The 21,914-nt window shown below is 43.2% G+C and carries 23 protein-coding genes and 2 tRNA genes; 15 read left to right on the forward strand and 10 right to left on the reverse strand.

Annotated features, from left to right (window positions below; all coding sequences use genetic code 11):
- Positions 1 to 58: 58 nt before the first annotated feature.
- The 3 genes from ACLI1A_RS01140 to ACLI1A_RS01150 all read right to left on the reverse strand — a co-directional run bounded on the left by ACLI1A_RS01140 (position 59) and on the right by ACLI1A_RS01150 (position 881).
- Positions 59 to 505 carry a KTSC domain-containing protein gene (locus tag ACLI1A_RS01140; protein WP_411405207.1) on the reverse strand — a complete coding sequence of 149 codons (447 nt, stop codon included), beginning with the start codon at positions 503 to 505 and terminating at the stop codon, positions 59 to 61.
- A 167-nt stretch (positions 506 to 672) separates the two neighbouring features.
- A tRNA-Phe gene (locus tag ACLI1A_RS01145) sits at positions 673 to 745 on the reverse strand.
- A gap of 63 nt (positions 746 to 808) precedes the next feature.
- Positions 809 to 881: transfer RNA gene (locus tag ACLI1A_RS01150), tRNA-Phe, on the reverse strand.
- A gap of 146 nt (positions 882 to 1,027) precedes the next feature.
- Here ACLI1A_RS01150 and ACLI1A_RS01155 point away from each other — a divergent pair.
- The 7 genes from ACLI1A_RS01155 (at position 1,028) to ACLI1A_RS01185 (ending at position 8,642) form a co-directional block, all read left to right on the forward strand.
- Positions 1,028 to 1,759, forward strand: a complete 732-nt coding sequence (locus tag ACLI1A_RS01155; protein ID WP_411405209.1) for a type III pantothenate kinase — start codon at positions 1,028 to 1,030, stop codon at positions 1,757 to 1,759.
- The gene (locus ACLI1A_RS01160; RefSeq protein ID WP_411405211.1) at positions 1,756 to 3,051 is read left to right on the forward strand and encodes a hypothetical protein; all 1,296 of its coding nucleotides are present in this window, start codon (positions 1,756 to 1,758) and stop codon (positions 3,049 to 3,051) included. The genes ACLI1A_RS01155 and ACLI1A_RS01160 overlap by 4 nt, the downstream gene beginning before the upstream one ends.
- 18 nt (positions 3,052 to 3,069) lie before the next feature.
- On the forward strand, positions 3,070 to 4,437 hold the full coding sequence (locus ACLI1A_RS01165; protein WP_411405213.1) for a hypothetical protein: 1,368 nt from the start codon (positions 3,070 to 3,072) through the stop codon (positions 4,435 to 4,437).
- The gene (gene lptC / locus ACLI1A_RS01170) at positions 4,437 to 4,985 is read left to right on the forward strand and encodes an LPS export ABC transporter periplasmic protein LptC (protein WP_411405215.1); all 549 of its coding nucleotides are present in this window, start codon (positions 4,437 to 4,439) and stop codon (positions 4,983 to 4,985) included. Before ACLI1A_RS01165 ends, lptC begins: the two co-directional genes overlap by 1 nt.
- A 2-nt stretch (positions 4,986 to 4,987) precedes the next feature.
- Entirely contained in the window at positions 4,988 to 5,173 is a 186-nt protein-coding gene (locus ACLI1A_RS01175; RefSeq protein WP_411405217.1) for a hypothetical protein, read from the forward strand.
- A 5-nt stretch (positions 5,174 to 5,178) separates the two neighbouring features.
- Positions 5,179 to 6,444 (forward strand): hemolysin family protein, encoded by a 1,266-nt coding sequence (locus ACLI1A_RS01180; RefSeq protein WP_411405219.1) that lies wholly within the window; start codon positions 5,179 to 5,181, stop codon positions 6,442 to 6,444.
- Between the two features lie 92 nt (positions 6,445 to 6,536).
- Positions 6,537 to 8,642, forward strand: coding sequence for a peptidylprolyl isomerase (locus tag ACLI1A_RS01185; protein WP_411405221.1), 2,106 nt, complete (start codon positions 6,537 to 6,539; stop codon positions 8,640 to 8,642).
- Positions 8,643 to 8,998: 356 nt separating this feature from the next.
- Here the strand turns inward: ACLI1A_RS01185 and ACLI1A_RS01190 are convergent, their stop codons facing one another.
- Positions 8,999 to 10,084: a GDSL-type esterase/lipase family protein gene (locus tag ACLI1A_RS01190; protein ID WP_411405223.1), complete on the reverse strand. Its 1,086-nt coding sequence runs from the start codon at positions 10,082 to 10,084 to the stop codon at positions 8,999 to 9,001.
- 277 nt (positions 10,085 to 10,361) lie between these two features.
- Here ACLI1A_RS01190 and ACLI1A_RS01195 point away from each other — a divergent pair, with 277 nt between their 5' ends.
- From ACLI1A_RS01195 to ACLI1A_RS01210, 4 genes are all read left to right on the forward strand, one after another.
- Positions 10,362 to 11,645: a citrate synthase gene (locus tag ACLI1A_RS01195; protein WP_411405225.1), complete on the forward strand. Its 1,284-nt coding sequence runs from the start codon at positions 10,362 to 10,364 to the stop codon at positions 11,643 to 11,645.
- 150 nt (positions 11,646 to 11,795) lie between these two features.
- The gene (locus ACLI1A_RS01200) at positions 11,796 to 12,710 is read left to right on the forward strand and encodes a dimethylarginine dimethylaminohydrolase family protein (protein ID WP_411405227.1); all 915 of its coding nucleotides are present in this window, start codon (positions 11,796 to 11,798) and stop codon (positions 12,708 to 12,710) included.
- A 13-nt stretch (positions 12,711 to 12,723) separates the two neighbouring features.
- On the forward strand, positions 12,724 to 13,659 hold the full coding sequence (gene ctlX / locus ACLI1A_RS01205; RefSeq protein ID WP_411405229.1) for a citrulline utilization hydrolase CtlX: 936 nt from the start codon (positions 12,724 to 12,726) through the stop codon (positions 13,657 to 13,659).
- 9 nt (positions 13,660 to 13,668) lie between these two features.
- Complete coding sequence (locus ACLI1A_RS01210; RefSeq protein ID WP_411405231.1) at positions 13,669 to 14,082, forward strand: RrF2 family transcriptional regulator; 414 nt, start codon at positions 13,669 to 13,671, stop codon at positions 14,080 to 14,082.
- Between the two features lie 67 nt (positions 14,083 to 14,149).
- Here ACLI1A_RS01210 and ACLI1A_RS01215 read toward each other — a convergent pair whose 3' ends face one another.
- The 3 genes from ACLI1A_RS01215 to ACLI1A_RS01225 form a co-directional block, all read right to left on the reverse strand.
- Positions 14,150 to 14,785, reverse strand: coding sequence for a MarC family NAAT transporter (locus ACLI1A_RS01215; RefSeq protein WP_411405233.1), 636 nt, complete (start codon positions 14,783 to 14,785; stop codon positions 14,150 to 14,152).
- Positions 14,786 to 14,826: 41 nt separating this feature from the next.
- The gene (locus ACLI1A_RS01220) at positions 14,827 to 15,354 is read right to left on the reverse strand and encodes a hypothetical protein (RefSeq protein WP_411405235.1); all 528 of its coding nucleotides are present in this window, start codon (positions 15,352 to 15,354) and stop codon (positions 14,827 to 14,829) included.
- A gap of 92 nt (positions 15,355 to 15,446) precedes the next feature.
- Positions 15,447 to 16,460 (reverse strand): T9SS type A sorting domain-containing protein, encoded by a 1,014-nt coding sequence (locus ACLI1A_RS01225; protein ID WP_411405237.1) that lies wholly within the window; start codon positions 16,458 to 16,460, stop codon positions 15,447 to 15,449.
- Positions 16,461 to 16,663: 203 nt separating this feature from the next.
- On the opposite strand from ACLI1A_RS01225, the gene ACLI1A_RS01230 reads away from it, so the two are divergent.
- Complete coding sequence (locus ACLI1A_RS01230; protein ID WP_411405239.1) at positions 16,664 to 17,119, forward strand: hypothetical protein; 456 nt, start codon at positions 16,664 to 16,666, stop codon at positions 17,117 to 17,119.
- On the opposite strand, the gene ACLI1A_RS01235 is transcribed toward ACLI1A_RS01230, so the two are convergent.
- The 3 genes from ACLI1A_RS01235 to ACLI1A_RS01245 all read right to left on the reverse strand — a co-directional run bounded on the left by ACLI1A_RS01235 (position 17,116) and on the right by ACLI1A_RS01245 (position 19,585).
- Positions 17,116 to 17,877: a phosphatase PAP2 family protein gene (locus tag ACLI1A_RS01235; RefSeq protein WP_411405241.1), complete on the reverse strand. Its 762-nt coding sequence runs from the start codon at positions 17,875 to 17,877 to the stop codon at positions 17,116 to 17,118. The genes ACLI1A_RS01230 and ACLI1A_RS01235 overlap by 4 nt on opposite strands.
- Positions 17,878 to 18,086: 209 nt before the next feature.
- Positions 18,087 to 18,821 carry an intradiol ring-cleavage dioxygenase gene (locus tag ACLI1A_RS01240; RefSeq protein ID WP_411405243.1) on the reverse strand — a complete coding sequence of 245 codons (735 nt, stop codon included), beginning with the start codon at positions 18,819 to 18,821 and terminating at the stop codon, positions 18,087 to 18,089.
- Positions 18,822 to 18,913: 92 nt separating this feature from the next.
- Positions 18,914 to 19,585 carry a hypothetical protein gene (locus tag ACLI1A_RS01245; protein WP_411405245.1) on the reverse strand — a complete coding sequence of 224 codons (672 nt, stop codon included), beginning with the start codon at positions 19,583 to 19,585 and terminating at the stop codon, positions 18,914 to 18,916.
- A gap of 135 nt (positions 19,586 to 19,720) precedes the next feature.
- Between ACLI1A_RS01245 and ACLI1A_RS01250 the strand changes: the two genes are divergently transcribed.
- From ACLI1A_RS01250 to ACLI1A_RS01260, 3 genes are all read left to right on the forward strand, one after another.
- Positions 19,721 to 20,806, forward strand: a complete 1,086-nt coding sequence (locus ACLI1A_RS01250) for a carboxypeptidase-like regulatory domain-containing protein (protein ID WP_411405247.1) — start codon at positions 19,721 to 19,723, stop codon at positions 20,804 to 20,806.
- Between the two features lie 151 nt (positions 20,807 to 20,957).
- Positions 20,958 to 21,443, forward strand: a complete 486-nt coding sequence (locus tag ACLI1A_RS01255; RefSeq protein ID WP_411405249.1) for a hypothetical protein — start codon at positions 20,958 to 20,960, stop codon at positions 21,441 to 21,443.
- Positions 21,444 to 21,537: 94 nt separating this feature from the next.
- Positions 21,538 to 21,903: a CoA-binding protein gene (locus tag ACLI1A_RS01260; protein WP_411405251.1), complete on the forward strand. Its 366-nt coding sequence runs from the start codon at positions 21,538 to 21,540 to the stop codon at positions 21,901 to 21,903.
- Positions 21,904 to 21,914: the final 11 nt, after the last annotated feature.

A 21,914-nucleotide genomic window follows, 5' to 3' on the forward strand; every position in this document is an offset into this window, starting at 1 on the left:
CCATAAAAGCACAACGCCCGCTGTAAGGCGGGCGTTGTGCTTTTATATAAGTGTTTATCTATAGTTCAGATACAATTTTGCTGGCGCTGCGGTATAAAAAAGTACCGTGTATGTTGCGTCGGGCAAAACGCGCCGGAGAGTCGGCATTGATCATTTTAATGTACGTAGCCTTAGGTACACCGAAATACTCATAGCTGGCACCATCGGCAAAGTTGATGTACAGCACGCTGTTGTCGTAGTAAAACTCGTGTATGGCCTGGGTAGTGGTTGTGGCTATATACTCGGCTTTAGTTTTTTCAAGCGTTTCCGGGGCTATACTTACTAAAAAGTGGTACGCTTCTATTATAGCAGTACTCCTTTCTTCGGCAGCCAGCCTTTCGGCATCATCGGCTATGGTATCCGGATGATGGTCTTTCATGCTGTTGCGGTAAATAGTCTTTAGCTCCTTTAAGGTCGCTGTCTTTGTAACGTCGAGCAATTTACGGTACTCAACAATCTTTTTCATGTTCATAATGCTGTGCTTTTTATACGGGGTACTTTAAAACGGCTGCAAAGGTAGTGGTAATTGTTTAAAAATAAAGAGGTTTTGTTTAAACTTAAAATCTGATTTGCAGGTTGTATAACCAGTAAGTAATAAAAAAGCCTTTTACATTGTGTAAAAGGCTTTTTAAGTGGTACCTCCAGGAATCGAACCAGGGACACATGGATTTTCAGTCCATTGCTCTACCAACTGAGCTAAGGTACCTTATAAGGTAATATTTCGAAATGTCTAAAATAAAAACCCCTGAGTGCTCAGGGGCTCTTTAAGTGGTACCTCCAGGAATCGAACCAGGGACACATGGATTTTCAGTCCATTGCTCTACCAACTGAGCTAAGGTACCAGTCTTATTTGCCTGCAAATTCACAGTTTTGCTTAAAGCATATAGCGAACTTGATTGCGGGTGCAAATATATACCCATTTTTAGATTATGCAAAGCAAAAAATAAAAAAAATCAATTGTTATCTTTGCTGTGTCAAAAAAATAAGGATGCTTTTAGCAGTAGATATAGGAAATACAAAAATTAAAGCCGCTGTTTTTGAGGAAACTGCACTGCTGGTGCGCTTCTCGTTTAGCCCGGATGAGGCTGCCGAAAAACTTGAAGAAATTTTTTACAGCTACCCTTCGGTAAGCCATTCGGTGCTTAGTGTGGTAGGGAAAGAGCAGCACAGCCTGTTATCTGTGCTTAAAGAACGCACTGTGGTAACCGAGATAAACCGCGATATAGCTTTTCCGTTTACTAATAAGTATGCCACGCCGCATACCCTGGGCATAGACCGCATGGTGCTGGCGGCAGGGGCGGTGCTGCAACACCCGGGGCACAACCTGCTGGTTATAGATGCCGGAACCTGTATAACCTACGACTTTATTACGGCAGCCGGAGAATACCTGGGCGGGGCTATTTCGCCGGGATTACAATTAAGATATAATGCCATGCACACTTTTACGGCAAAACTTCCGTTGTTATATCCGGAAATGCCCGAAAGCTATGTGGGAGATAGTACCAATGCCAGCCTGCACGCCGGTGCGGTATACGGCCTGCTGTTTGAAATTGATGGGTTTATAGGTGCTTATAAAGAGCAATATCAGCAGCTTACTGTAATATTAACGGGTGGCGATGCCGATTTTTTGGCTAAGAGATTAAAAAGCACCATATTTGCCAATTCAAATTTCCTTTTGGAAAGCCTGAACAAATTATACATATACAAAAACCACAAATGATAAAAAAACTTGTAGCCGGACTTTGCCTTTTATGCGCTACTGCAGCGTTTTCGCAGGAAAATAATGCTTCGCCGTACTCTTTTTATGGTATAGGTGATACAAAATTTAAAAGCACGGCCGAAAATAAAAGCATGGGCGGTATAGGTAGTATTAGTGACAGTATTCACATAAACCTGCAAAACCCGGCCAGCTATTCGCAACTTAAGTTTACTACATTTACCGTTGCGGCTTCGCAGGCGCACACAAAACTAACCACAGATACTGAGAGCGGAAAGGCAAGCCGTACTTCGCTTGATTATATAGCCTTAGCATTCCCGTTTAAAAAAGTAGGTATTGCGTTTGGGCTTATGCCGTATACATCTGTGGGCTACCGTATACAAAACACACAGGTAGATTCGGCCACCGGGCTTACCTTCCAGAAAAAGTATGATGGCAGCGGCGGGCTTAACCGTACTTTTGCGGGCTTTTCATATAAAATAACAGATAAACTATCATTAGGTGCCGAGTTTAATTACTACTTTGGTAACATACAAACGCAGTCTATTGTAGATATTGTAGATGTAGACCCTACAGATGATGCAGACCCCGACGGGCTGCAATACCGTAATAAGGAAAGCAACAGCACAGATTACAATGCTGTGGCTGTAAACTTTGGTGCTTACTACCAGACGCTTATCAATAAAAAATATACCTGGACTGCCAGCGCTACCTTTACCCCTGAAGCCAAGCTGAAAGGGCAAACAAACCGCACTATTGCTATAATACCGGGCGGTAGCTCGGGTAGTGAAACGCCTATAGATAGTGAAACTGAGGTAGTAAACGATAATGGTAACCGTATGCCTATGAAGATAGCCGGAGGAACCGGTTTTGGTATAACGCGTAAGTGGTTTGCCGGGCTTGAGTACACATATACCGGTAATAATGTGTTGGCTAACCGCTATGACGGTATTACAAATGCGTCGTTTGAGGCGGGACATCGTTTTGCTTTAGGAGGGTATTATATTCCTAAGTTTTATTCGTTTACCAGCTACCTGAGCAGGATTACGTACCGTGCCGGCCTTCGATATGAAAAAACAGGTTTGGTGGTTAACGATCAAAGCATAAACGACTATGCTCTTACCTTTGGTGTAGGATTACCGGTAGGAGGTATAGGGGGCAGTAATATAAATATAGGTACAGAAATAGGTAAGAGGGGTACTAAAAACGCCGGTCTTATTCAGGAAAACTATTTTAATGTGTACATTAGCCTTTCGCTAAACGACCGCTGGTTTGTGAAGCGTAGGTTTGAATAAAAAATAAAATTTGCGGCTATGAAAATATACGGTAAGGCATTTCTGGTTTCGGCATTGTTTGCAGTAGGTGCGGCTAATGCCCAGGCAACTAAGTGCGAGCCTGCTTATAAGTTGTTTAAAGAAACTATTTTTAAGGGAGATCTTAAACAGGCGTCTTTGCAGTTAGAAGACCTTAAAAAGGAATGTGCTGCCTATAATGAAGGCGTGTATACCTATGGCGACAGGGTAATGCAATACCAGATAGAAGTAGCCCGTACGCCCGAAGACCGCAAAAAAGCAAACGAGGCGCTGCTTGATTTTTATGCTGCCCAGCAAAAGAATTTTCCGGCGGGTGATGCCAAAGTGCGAAAAGCAGTGCTGCTTAATGATGCTGGTAGCGCTACAGCCGAAGAGCTTTATAAAATGCTTGATGAGGTGTTTACCACACACCCTGAATCGTTTACGGATTACCGTGCCTTTGAGTTGTACTTTAAGTACGTTCAGTTTAGGTATGATGAAAAGAAAGATTCATTTGATGTTTTCCTGAAAAAATACGGCGAAATTTCGGCCCGCATTAGTGCCGTGCACGACGATATAGCCCAAAAAAGGCAGGCTATACAAGCCAAGCAGGCAAATGAAGAAGAGCTTACCGTAGATGAGAAAATATTTATTGCCGATACTAAAATAAGCGAAAGCGCTCTGGATGCGGTTTCTGACAATATAGCAAAACAAGGGGCTGCGCTTTTTAGCTGTGAAAAGCTTGAAGCATACTACACTCCGCAATACGAGAGTAATAAAGAAGTAGCCTCATGGCTACAGGGTATGGCTACTACGCTAAAAGCCTGTAAGTGCTATAAGAGTGTATTGTTGCTTAATGCATCGGTTACCCTGCACAGGCTGCACCCTACTTACCAGTCTGCTTACGACCTGGCGTATTTAATGCAAAAAAGGGGCGACTCTAAGCAGGCGCTGGTATATTATATAGAGGCAGCAGACAAGCAGCCTAACGCTATTAAAAAAGCCGATTTGTACATGACGGTTGCCGGATTGTACCGTAATATGGATAAAGCCAAAGCCAAAGAATATGCGCTTAAGGCTGCCGAGACAAACGCAAAAACAGGAAAACCATACTTGTTTATTGCCGAAATGTATACTACAGTAACCGCAAAAGACTGTGACCTGACCGATTTTGATCGTAAGGCGCTGGTTTGGCCTGCGCTGGATATGCTTAAAAAAGCTGAAGCTGCCGAGCCTAAGTTTAAAGAAACTGTAGCTACGCTACAGCAGGAATACAGTAAAAACATCCCTACAAAGAAAGAGGCTAAGGCCGTTAAAAAATCTAAGGGCGATGTAATAACTTACGGCTGCTGGATAAACGAAAGTGTAACCCTGCCTAAACTTAAGTAATGCGAAAAATAGGCGTAATACTTTTTTTGTGTACTGCATTGTTGCCGTTACTGCTGTCTTGCGAAAGTAATTTCAGGGATGTGCAGCGTATTAACAGCGTGGGATTTAATCCGGTAGGAGAGTCGGAAAATATTGATTTGAAATATACTGATTCAGGTAAAGTGAAATCAATACTGGTAAGTCCGCTAATGCGTGATTATACTAACCTGGAATTTGGTTTTAACGAATTCCCGAAAGGGGTACACCTTACGCTTTTTGATACCCAGGGCAAAAAAACATTTGTAGACGGTGATTATGCCATAGTGTATGAAGATACCGATGTGATAGATCTTCAGGGGCATGTGCGCATTTATACCGAAGATGGTAAAGAACTTACAACAGAGCAGCTGTACTATGACCAGAAGAATGAGTGGTTTTACACCGAAAAATTCTTTAAATTTACCGATGTAAACGGTAGTTTCCTGCAAGGTCCGGGTATAGATTTTAGTCGCGATTTTAAAGTGATGAACACCCAGCGCAGCCAGGGTTCTATAAATGAAGTGAAATAAAAATGGCATATTTTAAATACATACCTTACGTATTTTTGCTTATTGCGGTAATGTTTGTTATAGACGGCATTATGCGTTATAACGAAGGAGGCGATGGCCTTCCTCAATTGTTGCTTGCGGGTGCAGGTGTGGCTTTTTTCTTTATCAGGAGAAAGTCGTACAGTAGGTATAATAACTCCGGTAAGTAAATTGTATGGAGGCGTTAATCATCATAGGGTGCCTCTTACTTTCAGCCTTCTTTTCCGGTATGGAAACGGCTTATGTTTCTGCTAATAAAGTATATCTTAGTGTAGAAAGCCGCCAGTCTTCGGTGCTTTCGCGCGTGTTAACCCGGTTAACAGAAAATCCCATCCAGTTTATTACAGCCATGCTTGTGGGTAACAGCATAGCGCTTGTGGTGTACGGTTACCATGCAGGGCAGGTGCTTATGCGGTTGTTCCAGCCGTGGCTTACCGGTATGGGTGTTTTTTGGCAAACCATAATCTTTGTTGCCATAGCTGCGGTAATAATATTGTTTACCGCTGATTTTCTTCCTAAAGTTTTCTTTCAGGTGTACGCTAACCGGCTTATAAAAGTACTGGCATTTCCGGCCTATGCTTTTTATATGCTGTTTTATGGTGTTACCCGTTTACTTATCCCCGTAACCGATTTTATACTGGTGCGCCTCATGGGCTCTCGGGGCGATATGCATAAAGCTTATTTTACAAAAGGGGAGCTGGGGGCTTACCTGCATCAACAGCTAACGGCTACTGAGCAACAGGAGGAAGTAGACAGCGAAATAGAGATTTTTAAAAATGCGCTCGAATTCACCTCGCGCCGTGCGCAGGATATTATGACACCGCGTGCTGCCATAGCCGGGGTAGAGCTGCGCAGTAGCGTAGAGGGGCTCAGGCAATTGTTTATAGATACGGGCTACAGTAAAATAGTAGTGTACGGTACTACTGTAGATAATGTTTTGGGTTACGTGCATTCGTTTGCGTTGTTTAAGCGCCCGGCTACCGTGGCCGAAGTTATGGTGCCTATAGTGCGCACTAACGGAGCTATTTATATTAAAGACCTCATAAATATACTTACCCGCAGGCGCAGGAGTATGGCAGTAGTGCTGGACGAGTACGGTAAAACGCTGGGTATAGTAACCGTGGAAGATGTTGTGGAAGAATTGTTTGGTGAAATAGAAGACGAACACGATATGGATGAGCCTGTTATAAAACAGGAGCTTTCTGCTGGTGTGTGGGTTTTTTCGGCAAGGGTAGAGGTGTCAGAGCTGAACAGTGAGTTTGGTTTAGGGCTACCGGCCGGCGAATCGTATAATTCTTTAGGGGGATTGCTGGTGTATTTTGCAGGTAAAATTCCGCTAAAAGGAGAGGCCGTGCGGGCTGCGGGCTACGTGTTTACGGTGGCTGAGGCTTCGGGCGAAAAAGTGGAATTGATAGAGGTTAAAAGGCAGGAGATAAAATAAAAAATAAAACCCTCAAAAAAATAGCCCACTATTTTTATTATTAAACAGATAATTGTATTTTCGCCCACTGAATTAAAAAATATATTTATAAAATGGCGGTTTTATCTAAAATCAGAGAGCGTTCTATACTACTGATCGGTATTATCGGGTTCTGCCTCCTTGCATTTGTTATTGGCGATGTTGTTAAAAGCGGCAACTTCAGCGGTGGTAAATATGTAGGAAGTGTAAACGGTACAGATATACCTTATCTTGAGTTTAATAAAAAAGTTGCAAATATGCAGCAGCGCCAGCCGGGTGCTACGTATGGCCAAACTGCCAACTACATCTGGAACCTGGAGGTAAATAAAGTGCTTTTTGCAGATCTTTGCGAAAAAGCGGGTATCCGTGTAGGTAAAGACCACGTACTTGGTGTTTATGCTCAAAGCGTAGGTAACGATCCTAGGTTTTTGAATGCTGCCGGTAAATTTGATAAAGCCAAATTTAATGAATTCCTTGTAGGTTTAAAAACATCTAACCCTACACAGTATCAGATGATAGAGAGCGAAAGGCCGGAGATAGAGTCTTCTGCTAAAACGCAACTTTATGTTACTGCGCTTAAGGCTGGTTTCTTTACTACAAACTTAGAAGCTAAGCAAAAATATGCTCAGGAAAGCGATAAAGCTAACTTTGACTACGTATACGTTCCTTACAGCACTGTAAACGATGAAGACCCTAAAGTAAAAGTTACTGACCAGGAGCTTATAGATTACATGAAAAAGAACGAAAAGAAATATAAGGCTGAGGCTTCTCGCGACCTTGAGGTTGTTTTCGTTGAAAACAAACCATCGGCAGCAGACGAAGCTGAGGTGAAAAAAACTATTGAAGGTTACCTTCAGCCACAGGTAAAACTTGTAGGTGGTACTACAGATACTATTCCGAGTTTTGCTACTATGCCTGCAAGCGAAGTTGAGGAGTTTGTTAACCTTAACTCAGAAATGAAATACGATACTACGTATTATACAAAAGCACAGCTTCCGGTAGAATTTGCACAGCAAATTTTGGCTCTTGCTCCTGGTCAGGTATTCGGTCCGTACAACAACAACGGTATGTATACTATTACAAGGATGATGGGTAAAAAACCGGGTGCCAGTACTAAAGTGGCTCACGTACTTGTAGCATACAAAGGTGCTATGAGGGCTACTGTAACAAGGACTGAAGAAGAGGCTAAGAAAATTGCCGAAGGTTACCTTGCTCAGGTTAATGCTAACCCAGATGCTATCAATCTGCTTGCAAGGGCTAATTCTGATGACCCGGGTGCAGTACAAAACGGTGGTGTGTATGATGTGACTCCAGAAGGTGGCTGGGCAAAAGAATTTAAAGATTTTGCAGTTGCAAGCCCTAAAGGTAAAACAGGTATCGTTAAAACTGATTTCGGTTTCCACGTAATGAGGATTCTTGATAAAGAAGATGGTGTACGTGTGGCCAGCATTGCTCAGAAAATACTTCCAAGCGAGGCTACTATCGATGCTAACTTCCAGAAAGCTTCTAAACTTGAAATGGAAGCAAGGGATTCTAAAAAGCCACTTAAAGATCTTGCTAAAGCTGCAGGTCTTACAGTAATGCCTGCTAACCATATTGCTGCTACAGACGAAAACATTCCGGGTGTAGGTGCAGAGCGCGAAGTAGTGCGTTGGGCATACAGCGATGATACAAAAATAGGCGACGTTAAGAAATTTGATACTTCTAAAGGAAGTGTTGTAGTGTCGCTAAAAGCTATAAACGAAAAAGGAGTGCTGCCGCTTGAAGAAGCTAAAACCAGCGTACTGCCTATCGTTCGTAACGAGAAAAAAGCAAAAATAATCAGGGAGAAAATGAAAGGCGCTACTCTTGAGGCTGTTGCTCAAAGTGCAGGTGCTTCTGTGGCTTCTGCTACAGGTGTTACTCTTGCCAGCCCTATGATTATGGGTGTAGGTCCTGAGATAAAAGTTGTTGGTAAGGCGTTTGGTCTTGCTGCCGGAAAAACTTCTGCGCTTATCGATGGCCAAAGCGGTGTGTTTATCATCCGTACTAAGAATATTGAAAAAGCTCCTGCGCTTCCGAGCGATGCTGCTATAGTAAACAGGCTTAACAGCCAGGGTCGTGGCGGTCTTGACGGAAGGTTTGCTCAGGCGCTTAAAGACAAAGCTAAAATTGAAGACGACAGGGCTAAATTCTATTAATAGATTTTCCTTTTAAGTATATTAACAGTCCCGCCTATGGCGGGACTGTTTTTTTATACCCCTTTGTGTTTGTTGGGGAATTTCATGAACGCTCTTAACGGGAACGGGATGCTGAGTTTTGTAAAGTTTAAAACTTATGCGTGTACATAAAAAGGTCTTCTTGCGGGGTGCTAAAGCGGTTGCAAAGTGGTTTTTCACCACACGATAGTATAGGGGTAGAGTGGTTACACAGTGTATACGCTTTGTAGCTGCTTTGTATGCGCTTTGTAAGCACTTTGTATACTCTTTGTAGATGCAAGTGTATACAAAAAAACGGCTGCCCTGAGGCAGCCGTTTTTTTGTGAGTGGTTATGGATTTAATTCAGTAATTTTTTAAGGAACGGAGTTAACTGTTCTGCCATAATTTTGTCATCTTCAATTTGCGGGTGATAACCGCAACCGTGTGGGGTAACATCGCCAAAGGTAAATATCAAAACTGGTTTGTGGGTGGTTTGTTTGTTTAGCTCGTCTTTTATCCTGTTCAGGCATTTAATAAAAGTTGCTGCTTTAGGGCCGTTTACCATGGGGCTGTTTAGCAGTACTACCTGGGTTTGCGGGTTGTGTGCGTACAGGTTGTTTACAAAGGCTATGTAGTTTGCTACGTACTTTTCTTCGTTAAAAGGAAGTCGTGCTTTTTTGCCGTCGCCGTCACTAAAATCATTAGTTCCCAGGGCTATGCAGGTAACTTGCGGCATAAAGCTGTAGTCGTATTTTTTAGATGCATCTTTATTCAGGTAGAGGTTGTCGTATACATCGGGCATTATGGCTTCGTCTTTATGCTCGTCGTTCCAGTTGCGGTACATGCCTATACCCGATACAGAGCTCAACAGGAAATCAGCTCCCAGTGCACGTGCGGTAATAGGAGCGTATGAATAGTAAGCGTTGTGCTGGTCGTACCATTCGCCGGTGCCGCAAGGTATTTCCTCGTTGTCATTGCCCATACCGCAGGTAATAGAGTCGCCTATAAATTCTATTTTCTTTTTAGGCTTCATTACCGGGGCCGATATATCGCCATCTACTCCTGTAAACAATATGTTGCCTACGGTGGCTTCTGTGGCTTTATAAACAGTAACCGTGTGGGCTTTTCCTCCGGCCGGAGCCATAACAAACAGTTTGCTGCCTGCTGCCGTTACTTTATTGCGGCTGTAATACTGTCCGTCTACCTCTATAACTACATAATTATGGTGGCTGTAGGTGTCGGTAGAGCGTACATTAACAGTGCATTGATTGCCTTTTAAACCAAAAGTTATAGACGATGCTGCGCCAATCAGGGTAATAGAATTGTCCGCATGGGTTTCGGTGCGCCCTTTTGTTACATAAGGGTTTTTACCCCCCGTAGCCAGCGCTGTGGCAGAAAATAGTAAAGCTGTAAAAAAGCAGGTTATTTTTTGTGAGATATACATATTTTAAATTGTTTTATTGAGGATGCAAAGTATATAATAAAAACGTTATAGTTGTGTAGTATACTGTCAAAATGTTTGCCATTTTTATACCGGTTAGTGCATGATGGTTTTAATGCAACTTTGTGTTTAATTGCACAAAATCAGCGCGAAGGCTAACCTATAAAGTTAGGTATTTATTTAGCGATTATAATAGATGTTTTTCTTTATAAATAAAGAGTTATTTCATAAATTCGCAGGAATATAATTTTTCAACCTATATACAAACTAAAATACTGTCATGTCAAATACTGCAATATTAGAGATTGATGGCAAAAAGTATGAGTTTCCGGTTATCGTGGGAACTGAAAACGAAGTAGCCATTGATATTGATAAACTGCGTGGTGCCACCGGAGCCATTACCCTAGACCCCGGATTTAAAAACTCTGGTTCATGTAAAAGTGCCATCACTTTCCTTGATGGCGAACAGGGTATACTGCGCTACAGGGGCTATGCTATAGAGGAGCTTGCCGAAAAGTCTAATTTCCTTGAGGTTTCTTACCTTCTTATTTTTGGTGAACTGCCTACAGCAGCGCAGCTGGAGAAATTTGAGAATGACATCCGTAAACATACCCTGGTAAACGAGGAAATGAAAAACATCATTGATGGTTTTCCTAAAAATGCCCACCCTATGGGTATCCTTGCTTCACTTACCAGCGCGCTTACAGCGTTTAACCCTCAGGGTGTAGATGTAAGCGACGAAAAACAACTGTACGACGCTGTATGTAAGGCAATGGGTAAATTCCTTGTTATTGCTACCTGGACGTTCAGGAAAAACATGGGTTACCCGCTTAACTACTACGACAACACTAAAGGGTATGTAGAAAACTTTATGAGGCTGATGTTCGAAATTCCTACAGGCCCGTATGTTGCTAACCCGGTTATCGTAGAAGCACTTGATAAGCTTTTCATTCTGCATGCAGACCACGAACAAAACTGTTCTACATCTACAGTAAGAATCGTAGGTTCATCTCACGCAGGTTTATTCGCATCTATATCTGCAGGTGTATCTGCACTATGGGGGCCACTGCATGGTGGTGCTAACCAGGCGGTACTTGAAATGCTTGAAGAAATTCAAAAGAACGGTGGCGATGCCGAGAAATATATTGCTAAGGCAAAAGATAAGGACGATCCGTTCCGTCTTATGGGCTTTGGTCACCGCGTGTACAAGAACTTCGACCCAAGGGCGAAAATCATTAAAAAAGCGGCAGACAGCGTGCTTAACGAACTGGGTGTAGATGATCCTATCCTTTCTATAGCTAAGAAGCTTGAAGAGGCTGCACTACAGGATGAGTACTTTAAGGCACGTAACCTGTACCCTAACGTAGACTTCTACTCAGGTATTATCTACAGGGCTATGGGTATCCCTACAGAAATGTTTACGGTGCTGTTTGCTATAGGCCGTCTTCCGGGCTGGATAGCACAATGGAAAGAGATGCGCCTTAATAAAGAGCCTATAGGCCGTCCGCGCCAGGTATATGTGGGCAGCGCTCTTAGGTCGTTTGTAGAAGAAGATAAACGATAGTTTTTAATAATAGTTAAGTTAAGGTACGGCTCCGTTATTGCGGAGCCGTATTTTTTTTGCTTTTAATGGATATTTTTTAAATTTTCATCATTTTGCAAACAAAAACGCAACATATCGGGGCATTTTTTATATTTGCGTAAAATATCAGCCATGCTACACATAAATGTAAATAACGAAACATCCCGATTACAGTCTGTTATACTCGGCACCGCCATAAGCAACGGGCCGGCACCCAAAGAGCATGAAGCTTACGACCCTAAATCATTAGAACACGTAAAGGCAGGTACCTATCCGGTAGAGAAAGATATGGTAGCCGAAATGGATGCGCTTGAAGCCGTATTTTTAAAATACGGTGTTACCGTGTACCGCCCCCAGCTTATAGAAAACTATAACCAGATTTTCAGCCGCGATATTGGTTTTGTTATTGGCGATACTTTTATCTGGGCCAATATACTGCCCGACCGCGAACGTGAGCAGGCAGCTATAGATTATATTGTAGAGCAAATAAATCCCGCTAAAGTAGTGAAGGCTCCGGAAGAGGTGCATATAGAAGGTGGCGATGTTATCCTTTGGGACAACCACATTTTTATAGGTACTTACAAAGGCAGCGACTATAAAGACTACATAACGGCACGTACTAATATGCAGGGCGTTGATTTTATAAAGCAATTGTTCCCTGATAAGATTGTAAAGGAATTTGACCTGGTTAAATCGCGTATAGAAGCCCGTGATAATGCCCTGCACCTGGATTGCTGTTTTCAGCCGGTAGGTAAAGGCAAGGGAGTTATATACAAGAGCGGTTTCCGCGAAGAATCGGATTACCTGTACCTGGTGGAGCTTTTCGGTAAAGAAAACCTGTTTCATATCGATAGGGACGAAATGTACCACATGACTTCTAATTTCTTTTCTATAGATACTAATGTGGTGGTTATAGAAAAAGGTTTTACAAGGCTAAAGCAATGGCTGCTGGACAATGATTTTATAGTGGAGGAAGTGCCTTATGCCGAAATTGCCAAACAGGAAGGTTTACTACGATGCAGTACTTTGCCATTGGCGCGCGATTAATTATCTTTGAAACATGAAACAGATCACCGATACTATACTGATGATACGCCCGGTGGCGTTCCGTATGAATGAACAAACAGCCGTAAATAACTATTACCAGAAAGTAGTAGATAAGTTGCTTCCGGCTACGGTTAATGCCAAAGCACAGCAGGAGTTTGACGCTTTTGCCGATAAGCTGCGTGCCATAGGCGTTAATGTAATTGTTGTAAACGATACTGTAACGCCAGATACACCCGATTCGGTTTTCCCGAACAACTGGGTGTCGTTTCATGAAAACGGCGATGTAGCGTTATACCCTATGTTTGCCGAAAACCGCCGTGGCGAGCGCCGCGAGGACATACTGGACCTGCTGGAAGAACACGGTTTTGTTATAGACAATATTATGGACTATACCAGTGCCGAGGAAGATGGTTTCTTCCTGGAAGGTACGGGTAGTATAGTGCTGGACAGGGTGAACCGTAAGGCATATTGTGCCCTTTCGCCGCGTGCCGATGAAGAACTGTTTATAGAATTCTGCGAAGATTTTGAATACAGCCCGGTTATATTTGAAGCGTATCAAACCGTAGAGGGCGAGCGTAAGCACATATACCACACTAATGTAATGATGTGTGTGGGTACTACATTTGCCGTGATTTGCGCCGATTGTATAGACGATAAAAAGGAACGCAAAGCCGTACTGGCCAGCCTGCGCGAAGATGGTAAAGAACTGGTATTGCTTACCGAAAAACAACTGAACCATTTTGCCGGAAACATGCTGCAGGTGCAGGGCGAAGAAAAAAGTTACCTGGTAATGAGCGAAGCCGCACGTAGCGTACTTACCGACAGCCAGGTACAAATACTGGAAAAACATACCGAAATACTTGCGGTAAACCTTGATACCATTGAAGCCTGTGGCGGCGGTAGCGCACGTTGTATGATGGCTGAAGTGTTTTTACTTAAAAAAGTGTAAATTAGCAGTATGCTCAGTAAAAAAACCAAATACGGACTTAAAGCCCTAATTTTTATAGCAAGGCAGGATCCTTCTGTGCCGGTGCTTATTGCCGATATTTCGGAGAAGGAGCAAATACCCAAAAAGTTTCTTGAAGCCATATTGCTCGACCTGAAAAAATTTGGCATACTGGGTTCTAAAAAAGGAAAAGGCGGTGGCTACTACCTTATGAAAGACCCTAAAACGGTAAGCGCAGCTACGCTAATCCGCGTGCTGGATGGCCCTATAGCCATGCTGCCGTGTGTAAGCCTTAACTTTTATGAGCGCTGCGACGACTGCCCCGATGAGGATGTGTGTTCGCTTAACCACTTTATGATAGAGGTAAGGGACAACACCCTGCAACTATTACAGGAAAAAACATTGTACGATCTTACAGTGATGTAAGCCCGATACTATATAAAAAAGGAAATGCCCGCATGTAGCGGGCATTTCCTTTTTATAGTAAAACACTTTATTTCCCGAAGTGTAATCCCTGTATGATGTTTGATATGGAGCTGATGATGTATTGCACACCAATGGCAATGGTAACAAACCCCATAATACGCGATATGGCCACAATACCCGATGCTCCCAGTGCCTGCGATACCTTATGCGCACCACGCATTACCAAAAAGATGACAAAGGCTATACCTGCCATAGCAGCTACGGCTATTATTTGTTGCTCTATGTCTTTATAGTCCTGGTGCATGGCTATAAGCAGCGATATGCTGCCCGGGCCTGCCAGCATGGGTATGGCCAGTGGGGTAAGGGCTATGTCGTTTCGTTTCTGGGCATCGGCTTCTATTTCTTTGTGTACACCGCGCCCTTTGCTAAAGCGACGGTTTAGTAACGAGAAGCCCGAGTTTACAATAATAAAGCCACCGGCTATACGCAGTGCATCGATACTTATGCCGAAGAATGACAGTACATATTGCCCGGCAAAAAACGATACCAGGAGGATGATAAATACATTAATTGCCGTCCAGAACGAAATGCGCTGACGTTCTTTAACCGTGTCGTCCTGGGTAAGGCCCACAAAAATAGGTACGGCTCCCAGCGGGTTTATTACTGAAAATATAGCGGCAAAAATGTAAATAAATAGCTCCATATAGTGGTTTTATAGTTGCAAAGGTAAAACTTTGGTGGTTATTACAGTTTTTCTAAATTATTAATTGTCCCTTCCTCGTAGTAGCAAATGCTTAGCTGTGGCTGTATGGGGAACATTATGGTTTCATATCCTGATTTGTCTTCGGTGGCTAACGATACAAGGTAACAGTCGTTTACCATGCCCAGGTAGGTAAACAGCGGTGAGTAAAACGTAATGCCTACTTTGTGCCGGGTAATGTCGTTAATATCCGTGTTTACTATATCAAAACGGTAGCCTGTAAACGGCAAAAAGGTGGTGCCCAGCACATCGCTTACGCGGTAAAAGTTGCCTTTAAGCTGCTGCACATAGCTGGCCGCAGCAATGCCGGTAAGGTAGTGTAGCTTTTCTGCATTAGGGTTTACAGAGAGCAGTTCCCTAAAGGTTGCCTTTGGGTTGGCCTTGTCGTTATACAGTTGTTGCTGCATAAGGTACTCCCGGTGGGTGTCTTCAAAAATATAGCGGTCCCATGGCTGGGTAGCCGAATTGTCTATAACCGTGCGGTATGCAAGTTTTATTTTAGGATAGGGCATAACATCGTCTTTTCTAAAACAGAAGAGGAGGGTCTGCACTCCCTCCTCTTCCAAATATACAAATAACCAACAATAAAAACCACCGTTTTTATTTATCTTACAATCATTTTCCTGCTTTCTTCAAACGTTCCTTCGGCGTTGCTTACCACAGCTTTGTATATATAACTGCCACTGCTCAGGCTGCCACGGTTTAGTGTAACCGTGTTTTCGCCTGCGGCAAGGTTGCCGTTATAAGCAGTTAATACTTTGCGTCCGGTAAGGTCGTATACCGTTATGTTTACCGCGCTGTCCATTTGTAGGTTTAGCGGTATGGTGGTAACGTCTGTAAAAGGGTTAGGGTAATTTTGTTTTATGCCATATTGTGTTTTAGTAATATCATCAAGGCCTGCTGTAGGGCCGTTTACATAAATAGTGTGTTCCAGTACATAGCCTTCGGTAAGGCTGCCGGTTACGGTGGCCAGCTCCAGTCCGGCTGAGTCATCGCTAAACACGTTATCGCTTGCGTTGTACGTATAGCCGTTAAGGGCTTTGGTATACCCGTATTCGGTGGCAGAGTTTACTATGGCTACTGCGCTGTCAGTGCCTTCAGGAAACGCGATTTGCGTAATTAGCAACGAGGTTCCTGCCGAGTTGTACACGTGTACGTGTATGTGAGTGGCACGGCTGGTATACCATCCCGGGAAAATAGAGGTGTAGCTTACAAGCCCGCTCGAATCGGTGGTTTGCCTGCCCCTAAGAAAGTGTACGGTAGTATAGTTTACCTGCTGCATAGAGGTGCCGCCGTACTCACTGTAATAACCGTCTTTGTCGCAGTGCCAAATGTCTACTATGGCTCCTTCTAAGGCGCCGCAGTTAGCATTTTTGTTTTTGATGTTAATGTTAATGGTAAATGCCACACCCGTACGGTCGTCTGTAATATCAGTACGTACCAGGCTCGACGGCGTAATGGTAGGGAAGGGGCCTGCTGTTTCGCTGGGCGATACCGTACAGGTTGTGAGGGCTTCCGCTTCATTGTTGCCGCCTTCTGCGGCCCTGAGTATGGAGGGCGCCGCTACAGCCATGCCTAAAAAGCCAAGGCTGTTCTTTAAAAAGTCTTTTCGTTTCATATGCTAGGTATTATTGCTGAGTACAAATTTACTTGAAGTTACGAAAATTTAACTTTTTTGAGGAGTATCCTGATATTGTTGCGGTGAATGTTAAGTTTTGTTTTGTTTATCCTGATTTTTGTGTTAAAATAAGTTGTGTTTTATTTGAAATAATCTGTTTGATTATCCCGTTATATTTGCCATAACAATTAGCCGATTATTTTATGAAGAAATTTTTTACCCTTGCTGTTGCCGCCGTTTTATTAACTGCCTGTGGCGGAACCATAAACGGTACCCGTTATGATTTTAAGGATAACCGCTGGACAGCAACCGAAGTAGTACATTTTGACGTAGCATCTCCGGGTGCCCTGAAACCTGCTACGTTATCTTTAACCTACTCGCATGTGCACGACCCTCAGTTTACCGATATTCCATTACAGGTAGATATTACAGCACCCGATGGCACAAAGGAAACCATTCCTGTAGTACTGCACCTTAAAGATGCCGCAGGGCAAAGCCTTTCGGACTGTGCGGGCGATGTATGTGATTTTAATGCCGTGATTAAGAAAATAGAATCGCCACAACAGGGTGAATACAAAATAGACATAAGAAACAAATTCTCTGCGCCCTACCTGCCTAATACCCTGGCTGTGGGTATAAATTTCAGTAACCTGAATTAAAACCGTATTGCCGCAGCCATACCCATTTGGCGGCCGTCATAGTAAGGCATTACCATTCCGGTGGCTTTGCCTGTTTCGCCGCCAAAAATGTGTTTTTTAATGGTAGGGAACAGCCAGTAAGCGGCTTTGGTACTTAGTATGCCTATACCTGCCCCGGCAGCCACATCGGTAAGCCAGTGGCGGTTGTTGTACATACGAAAGGCTCCTGTACCCGTAGCTACCACGTAGCCCGTTATGCCATACCATATATTTTTGTCTTTGTATTCCTGCCAAAGGAACTCAGCGCCGGCAAATGCTGTAGCGGTATGCCCGGACGGAAAGGAATTGTCTGAACTTCCATCGGGTCTTCTTACATGTATGGTATGTTTCAGCGTAGTTACAGTTGTAGCCATGATAATGTATGATGTAGCCATGATTATGGTACGGTCGCCCAGGTTGTGTTTTCCCTCTATACCTGCTGCATTAAGTGCATACACAGATAGCATGGGGGCATATTGGCTAAAATCGTCAATGGTTATTTTTTCATCAATATGTTCTTTAACCTCCTCACGTATCCCTTTGTTATAGTCTATAATCTGGTCCGACCCAATACCGATAATACCATAGCCTATAAGCACACCCGGTATTATTAACTGTTTGTAGCCAAACTGGTATTTAGAAGTGTCGGGGTTGCTTACCGTATCTTTAACAGTTTGGGTTTGCTGCGCACACATTAAAAATGGCAGGAAAAAAAGTGCGGGGATAATCTTTTTCAACATAGTTAAAAGTAGGTTTGTTGTTAATTGCTACATAAAGATAACGCAGAAATTATTCTATGCGGTCTTAATTTCTGCTTAATACAATTCCATTCTGTTGAATAACATTTTTTATTCGACGAAACGTAATAAAAAAACCTGCCCATCCGGGAGACTGATCCGGACGGGCAGGTAAAATGACTAACCAACCAATTATTTATCAAAAAAGACAATTAACTCTGTGCATAAATGGTATGTGTAAGCTCAAAACCGGCGCTTACACTACCCGATACAGTAGCTATTTCGCTACCTGTAGTATCATCACTAAAAATATTATCATTAGCGTTATAGGTATAACCGGTCATACCCTTTGTGTATCCGTAGGTGGTAGCGGCGTTTACTTGGGCTACCGCGCTGTTACTGCCTTCGGGGAAGGCTATTTGTGTAATCAGCAGCGAATTTCCTGCCGAATTGTATATATGTACGTGTATGTGTGTGGCCCTGCCCGAATACCACCCGGGGAATATGGAGGTAAAGGCTACCTGCCCATTACTGTCAGTGGTTTGCCTGCCGCGCAGAAAGTGCACGCTGGTATAATCGGTGCTTTGCATATTGGTGCCGCCATACTCGCTGTAGTTGCCATCCTTGTCGCAGTGCCATATATCTACTATGGCGTTTTGCAGCACACTACAATCGTTGCTTACATCTTTTACGGTAATGGTTATGCCCAGTGCTACCCCGGTCCGGTCTGACGTAATATCGGTGCGCACCAGTGTCGATGGGCTTTTGGTAGGGAAAGGCCCCGCCGTTTCGGTAGGCGATACCGTACAACTGGTGTCGCTGCTGCTGTCTGTACCCGATGTAGCGGTTAACGTATCGTCATCGCTACTGCATGCGTTCAGGGTTTTTAGCCCTGCAAAGGCCAGCCCCGCTAACCCCATTGTCTTAAAAAATTGCTTCCGTTCCATGTGCTTACTTCATTTTTATATAAGACTAACGGCAAGGCTAAAACCGATATTGGCGCACAGCGGTAAACAGCTGCATTGTGGGGGTAAACCGTTTATAGTGGAACCTCAAACAGTAAAATAACCGCGTTTTGAGATAAGGCTTCCATGTCGGCTTCTGTGGTTTCCCATAGTGCCAGGGCATCACGCTCTTCCAGTAGCCTGCCCGATACTTCAAATGCCCCCGAAATAACAAATACCAGTATGCCGTTACCTTCTTTAGGGTGGTATACTGCTTCGCTGCGTCCGTCAAATATTCCCATTTTTGCTTTCACCGCTCCGGGCAATGAAAAAGGGTTTAGGCTGTTGCGCTCCTCCAGGTTAATAGAAATCGTAGAAGCCTCGGTGCCGCAGGGTTCTTTAAATACTATAAAAAGGAAGTTGATAAGTTCTGTTTCATAAGGGTTTTTCAGGGTAATGCCACCATCCAGGGGTAACCATACGGCTTCGTTTGGTTCGGCGTAGCGGGTTTCACCTTCGTATACAAACTCTAATGTGCCTACCAGCGGAACCAGTAACAGGCATTTTTGTTTTGCCGAACGGGTTAACTGCTGCTGTGGCCCCAGTGTTTCGTCGTTTAGTATTTCCAGTGGGCCAAAGGGCTTACGGTAAGGGTCTGAGTACGATTCAAAATTTAAGGTAGCATACCACCTGTGGGTACTGTCTTCATACAGTCCACGTTGTTGTGCTTTATATATTTGGGCTGGAGTCTGGTGTATCATAGTCATGATTATTAATGCTGCAAAAGTAAGCGTGCACTGTAGGCAATATTATAAATTATCGGTTAACACCGTGCCAAATGCGATAAAAGGTTTTGAAATACCGGATGTAATACAGTAATTTTAGTAAAAATTTTTGAAAACATGAGGAAGCTACTGCTTTTGCTGCTCTTGTTGTGTGGTACGCTGCACAGCCAGGTTGTTGTAGCCGGTTATGTGTATGACGAAACCGAGAACAAACCGCTGGAAGGCGCTTATGTATATATAGACGGTACTACCTTTTCGGCGAGTACTAACGATAAGGGGTTTTTCAGGCTGGTGCTGCGCGAAAAATATAACGCACCGCTTATTATCAGTTTTGTGGGTTTTGAAACCCTGCGCATAGAAGATCCTTACCAGTACGAGGGCAAACCCTTTAAGGCCATGCTTAGGGAAGATGTAACCATGCTGGATGAGGTGGTAATAGATACCAAGCCCCCTTTTACCCGTAAGCAAATGCTGGCGGTATTCCGTAAGGAATTTTTAGGGCGCAGCAGGGCAGGGACGTCCTGTACTATAGAAAACGAAGACGATGTGTACCTGTACTACGACCAGGGAACAAACTCGTTAAGGGCGCGGGCATCTAAACCGCTGCGTATAAAAAACAGGCGGCTGGAATACAATGTAATGTTTGAGCTAAAGGCTTTTGAGGTGAGCTATAATTACCTGAGCCTGGACGATACCCATATGACGCGCAGCTTTTATGCAGGTACTTCGGCGTTTAATGATGTGTCTAAAAAAGGTTCGGCCGATAAAAAACGCAAGGCCGCCTATGTGGGGTCGGCTACGCACCTTATGCGTACTTTTCTTAACGACGACTGGAAAGAACAGAAGTTTACCTTGTATCTGGACAAAGTGCCTACCGACCCGCACGAGTGTTTTATTTATGCCGATTCGTCGGGGTACAGAAAGGTAACCCTGAACAAGCAGTTCCTGGATGATACTAATCCTGTTAAGGTAACCGGACTACAGCGCAAAGGCAGGCCGGTAGCCAACTACTCTAAGCGCGATTTTATCATACTGCGTGATATGGATACGCGTACACAAACCACGCTCAACTTTTACAGGGATACATTTTATATTGATAAAAACGGACTGTTTTGGCCGGTAGATGCCTTTTTGTCTCAGGGTTATATGGGTAGCCAGAAGGCGGGCGACCTGCTTCCGGCCGACTATGAGTATACGCCGTGATGAAGGGCTATTAAGAATGCAATAACTGATACCAACCAATTAAAATAACGATATGAGGGCTTTCTTTTTTTTGTTGTTTATATGTTTTTCGGTGTATTCCCAGGAGAACAGGGGAAATTTGTTACTTTTTAAGATTGAGGTAAAAAGAGACTTGAAGATTGAAAAAATAAAAACTTACTATTTAGCTCTTGAATTAAACGAAGATAAAAGCCGTATAAAATTTTTACAAACTAAACGAGTTGCTTTCGATGGTTTTAATGATCAGAATATTATTTCATGTTTGCAAAAGGATTCTATTGAATTAGCTTCTTATCGAACTGACACTACATTTAATCATGATGTAATTGGTACAAATAATACAGAGTTGATAAATAGCAATGTGCAAATGACTCATTTGGCTATGTTAAAGATTAATTCATCTTTTTTTAGTAACCAGAAAATTAAAATTTCATACACGCTTATTAGGGCGCACTATTGTAAAGGTGTTATTGCTGACAGAGATTTGGAAATAATAGGAGGGAGGCCTGAGGTAATATTAATTATTGATGAGTTATCTATTGATAATAATTACAGGGTTTTGCCCTCTGATGAGTTGGAAATTCTTAAAGCGATTGATTTTAATACTTTTATGTTCTAATAAGAACAAGGGGTTTCAATAATCACGTTAATGCCGTTTTAAAATTGCAGTTGCTATTTGGGTGTTTTCGTAACTTTACCCTAAACAAAATGCTATGGATACTAAGAAAACACTGGTTATAGGTGCAAGCACCAATCCCGAACGCTATTCGTACAAAGCCATAAAAATGCTGGAACGCTTTGGGCATCCGGTAGTGGCGGTAGGCAACCGCGAGGGAGAACTCGACGGTATTAAAATAGAAAAAGGCGCTGCACCCTTTGACGGGGTAGATACCGTAACCCTGTACCTGAACCCTGCAAACCAAAAACCGTATTATGATTACATCATTGGCCTAAAGCCAAACAGGGTAATCTTTAATCCCGGTACAGAAAATATGGAGCTGATACAGCTACTGAAAGAAAACAATATAGAGTCCGAAATTGCCTGTACGCTGGTACTGCTTAGTACACACCAGTTTTAGGTTCTTCCATG

This window comes from Flavobacterium sp. RHBU_3 (assembly GCF_046613565.1).
Lineage (GTDB): Bacteria > Bacteroidota > Bacteroidia > Flavobacteriales > Flavobacteriaceae > Flavobacterium.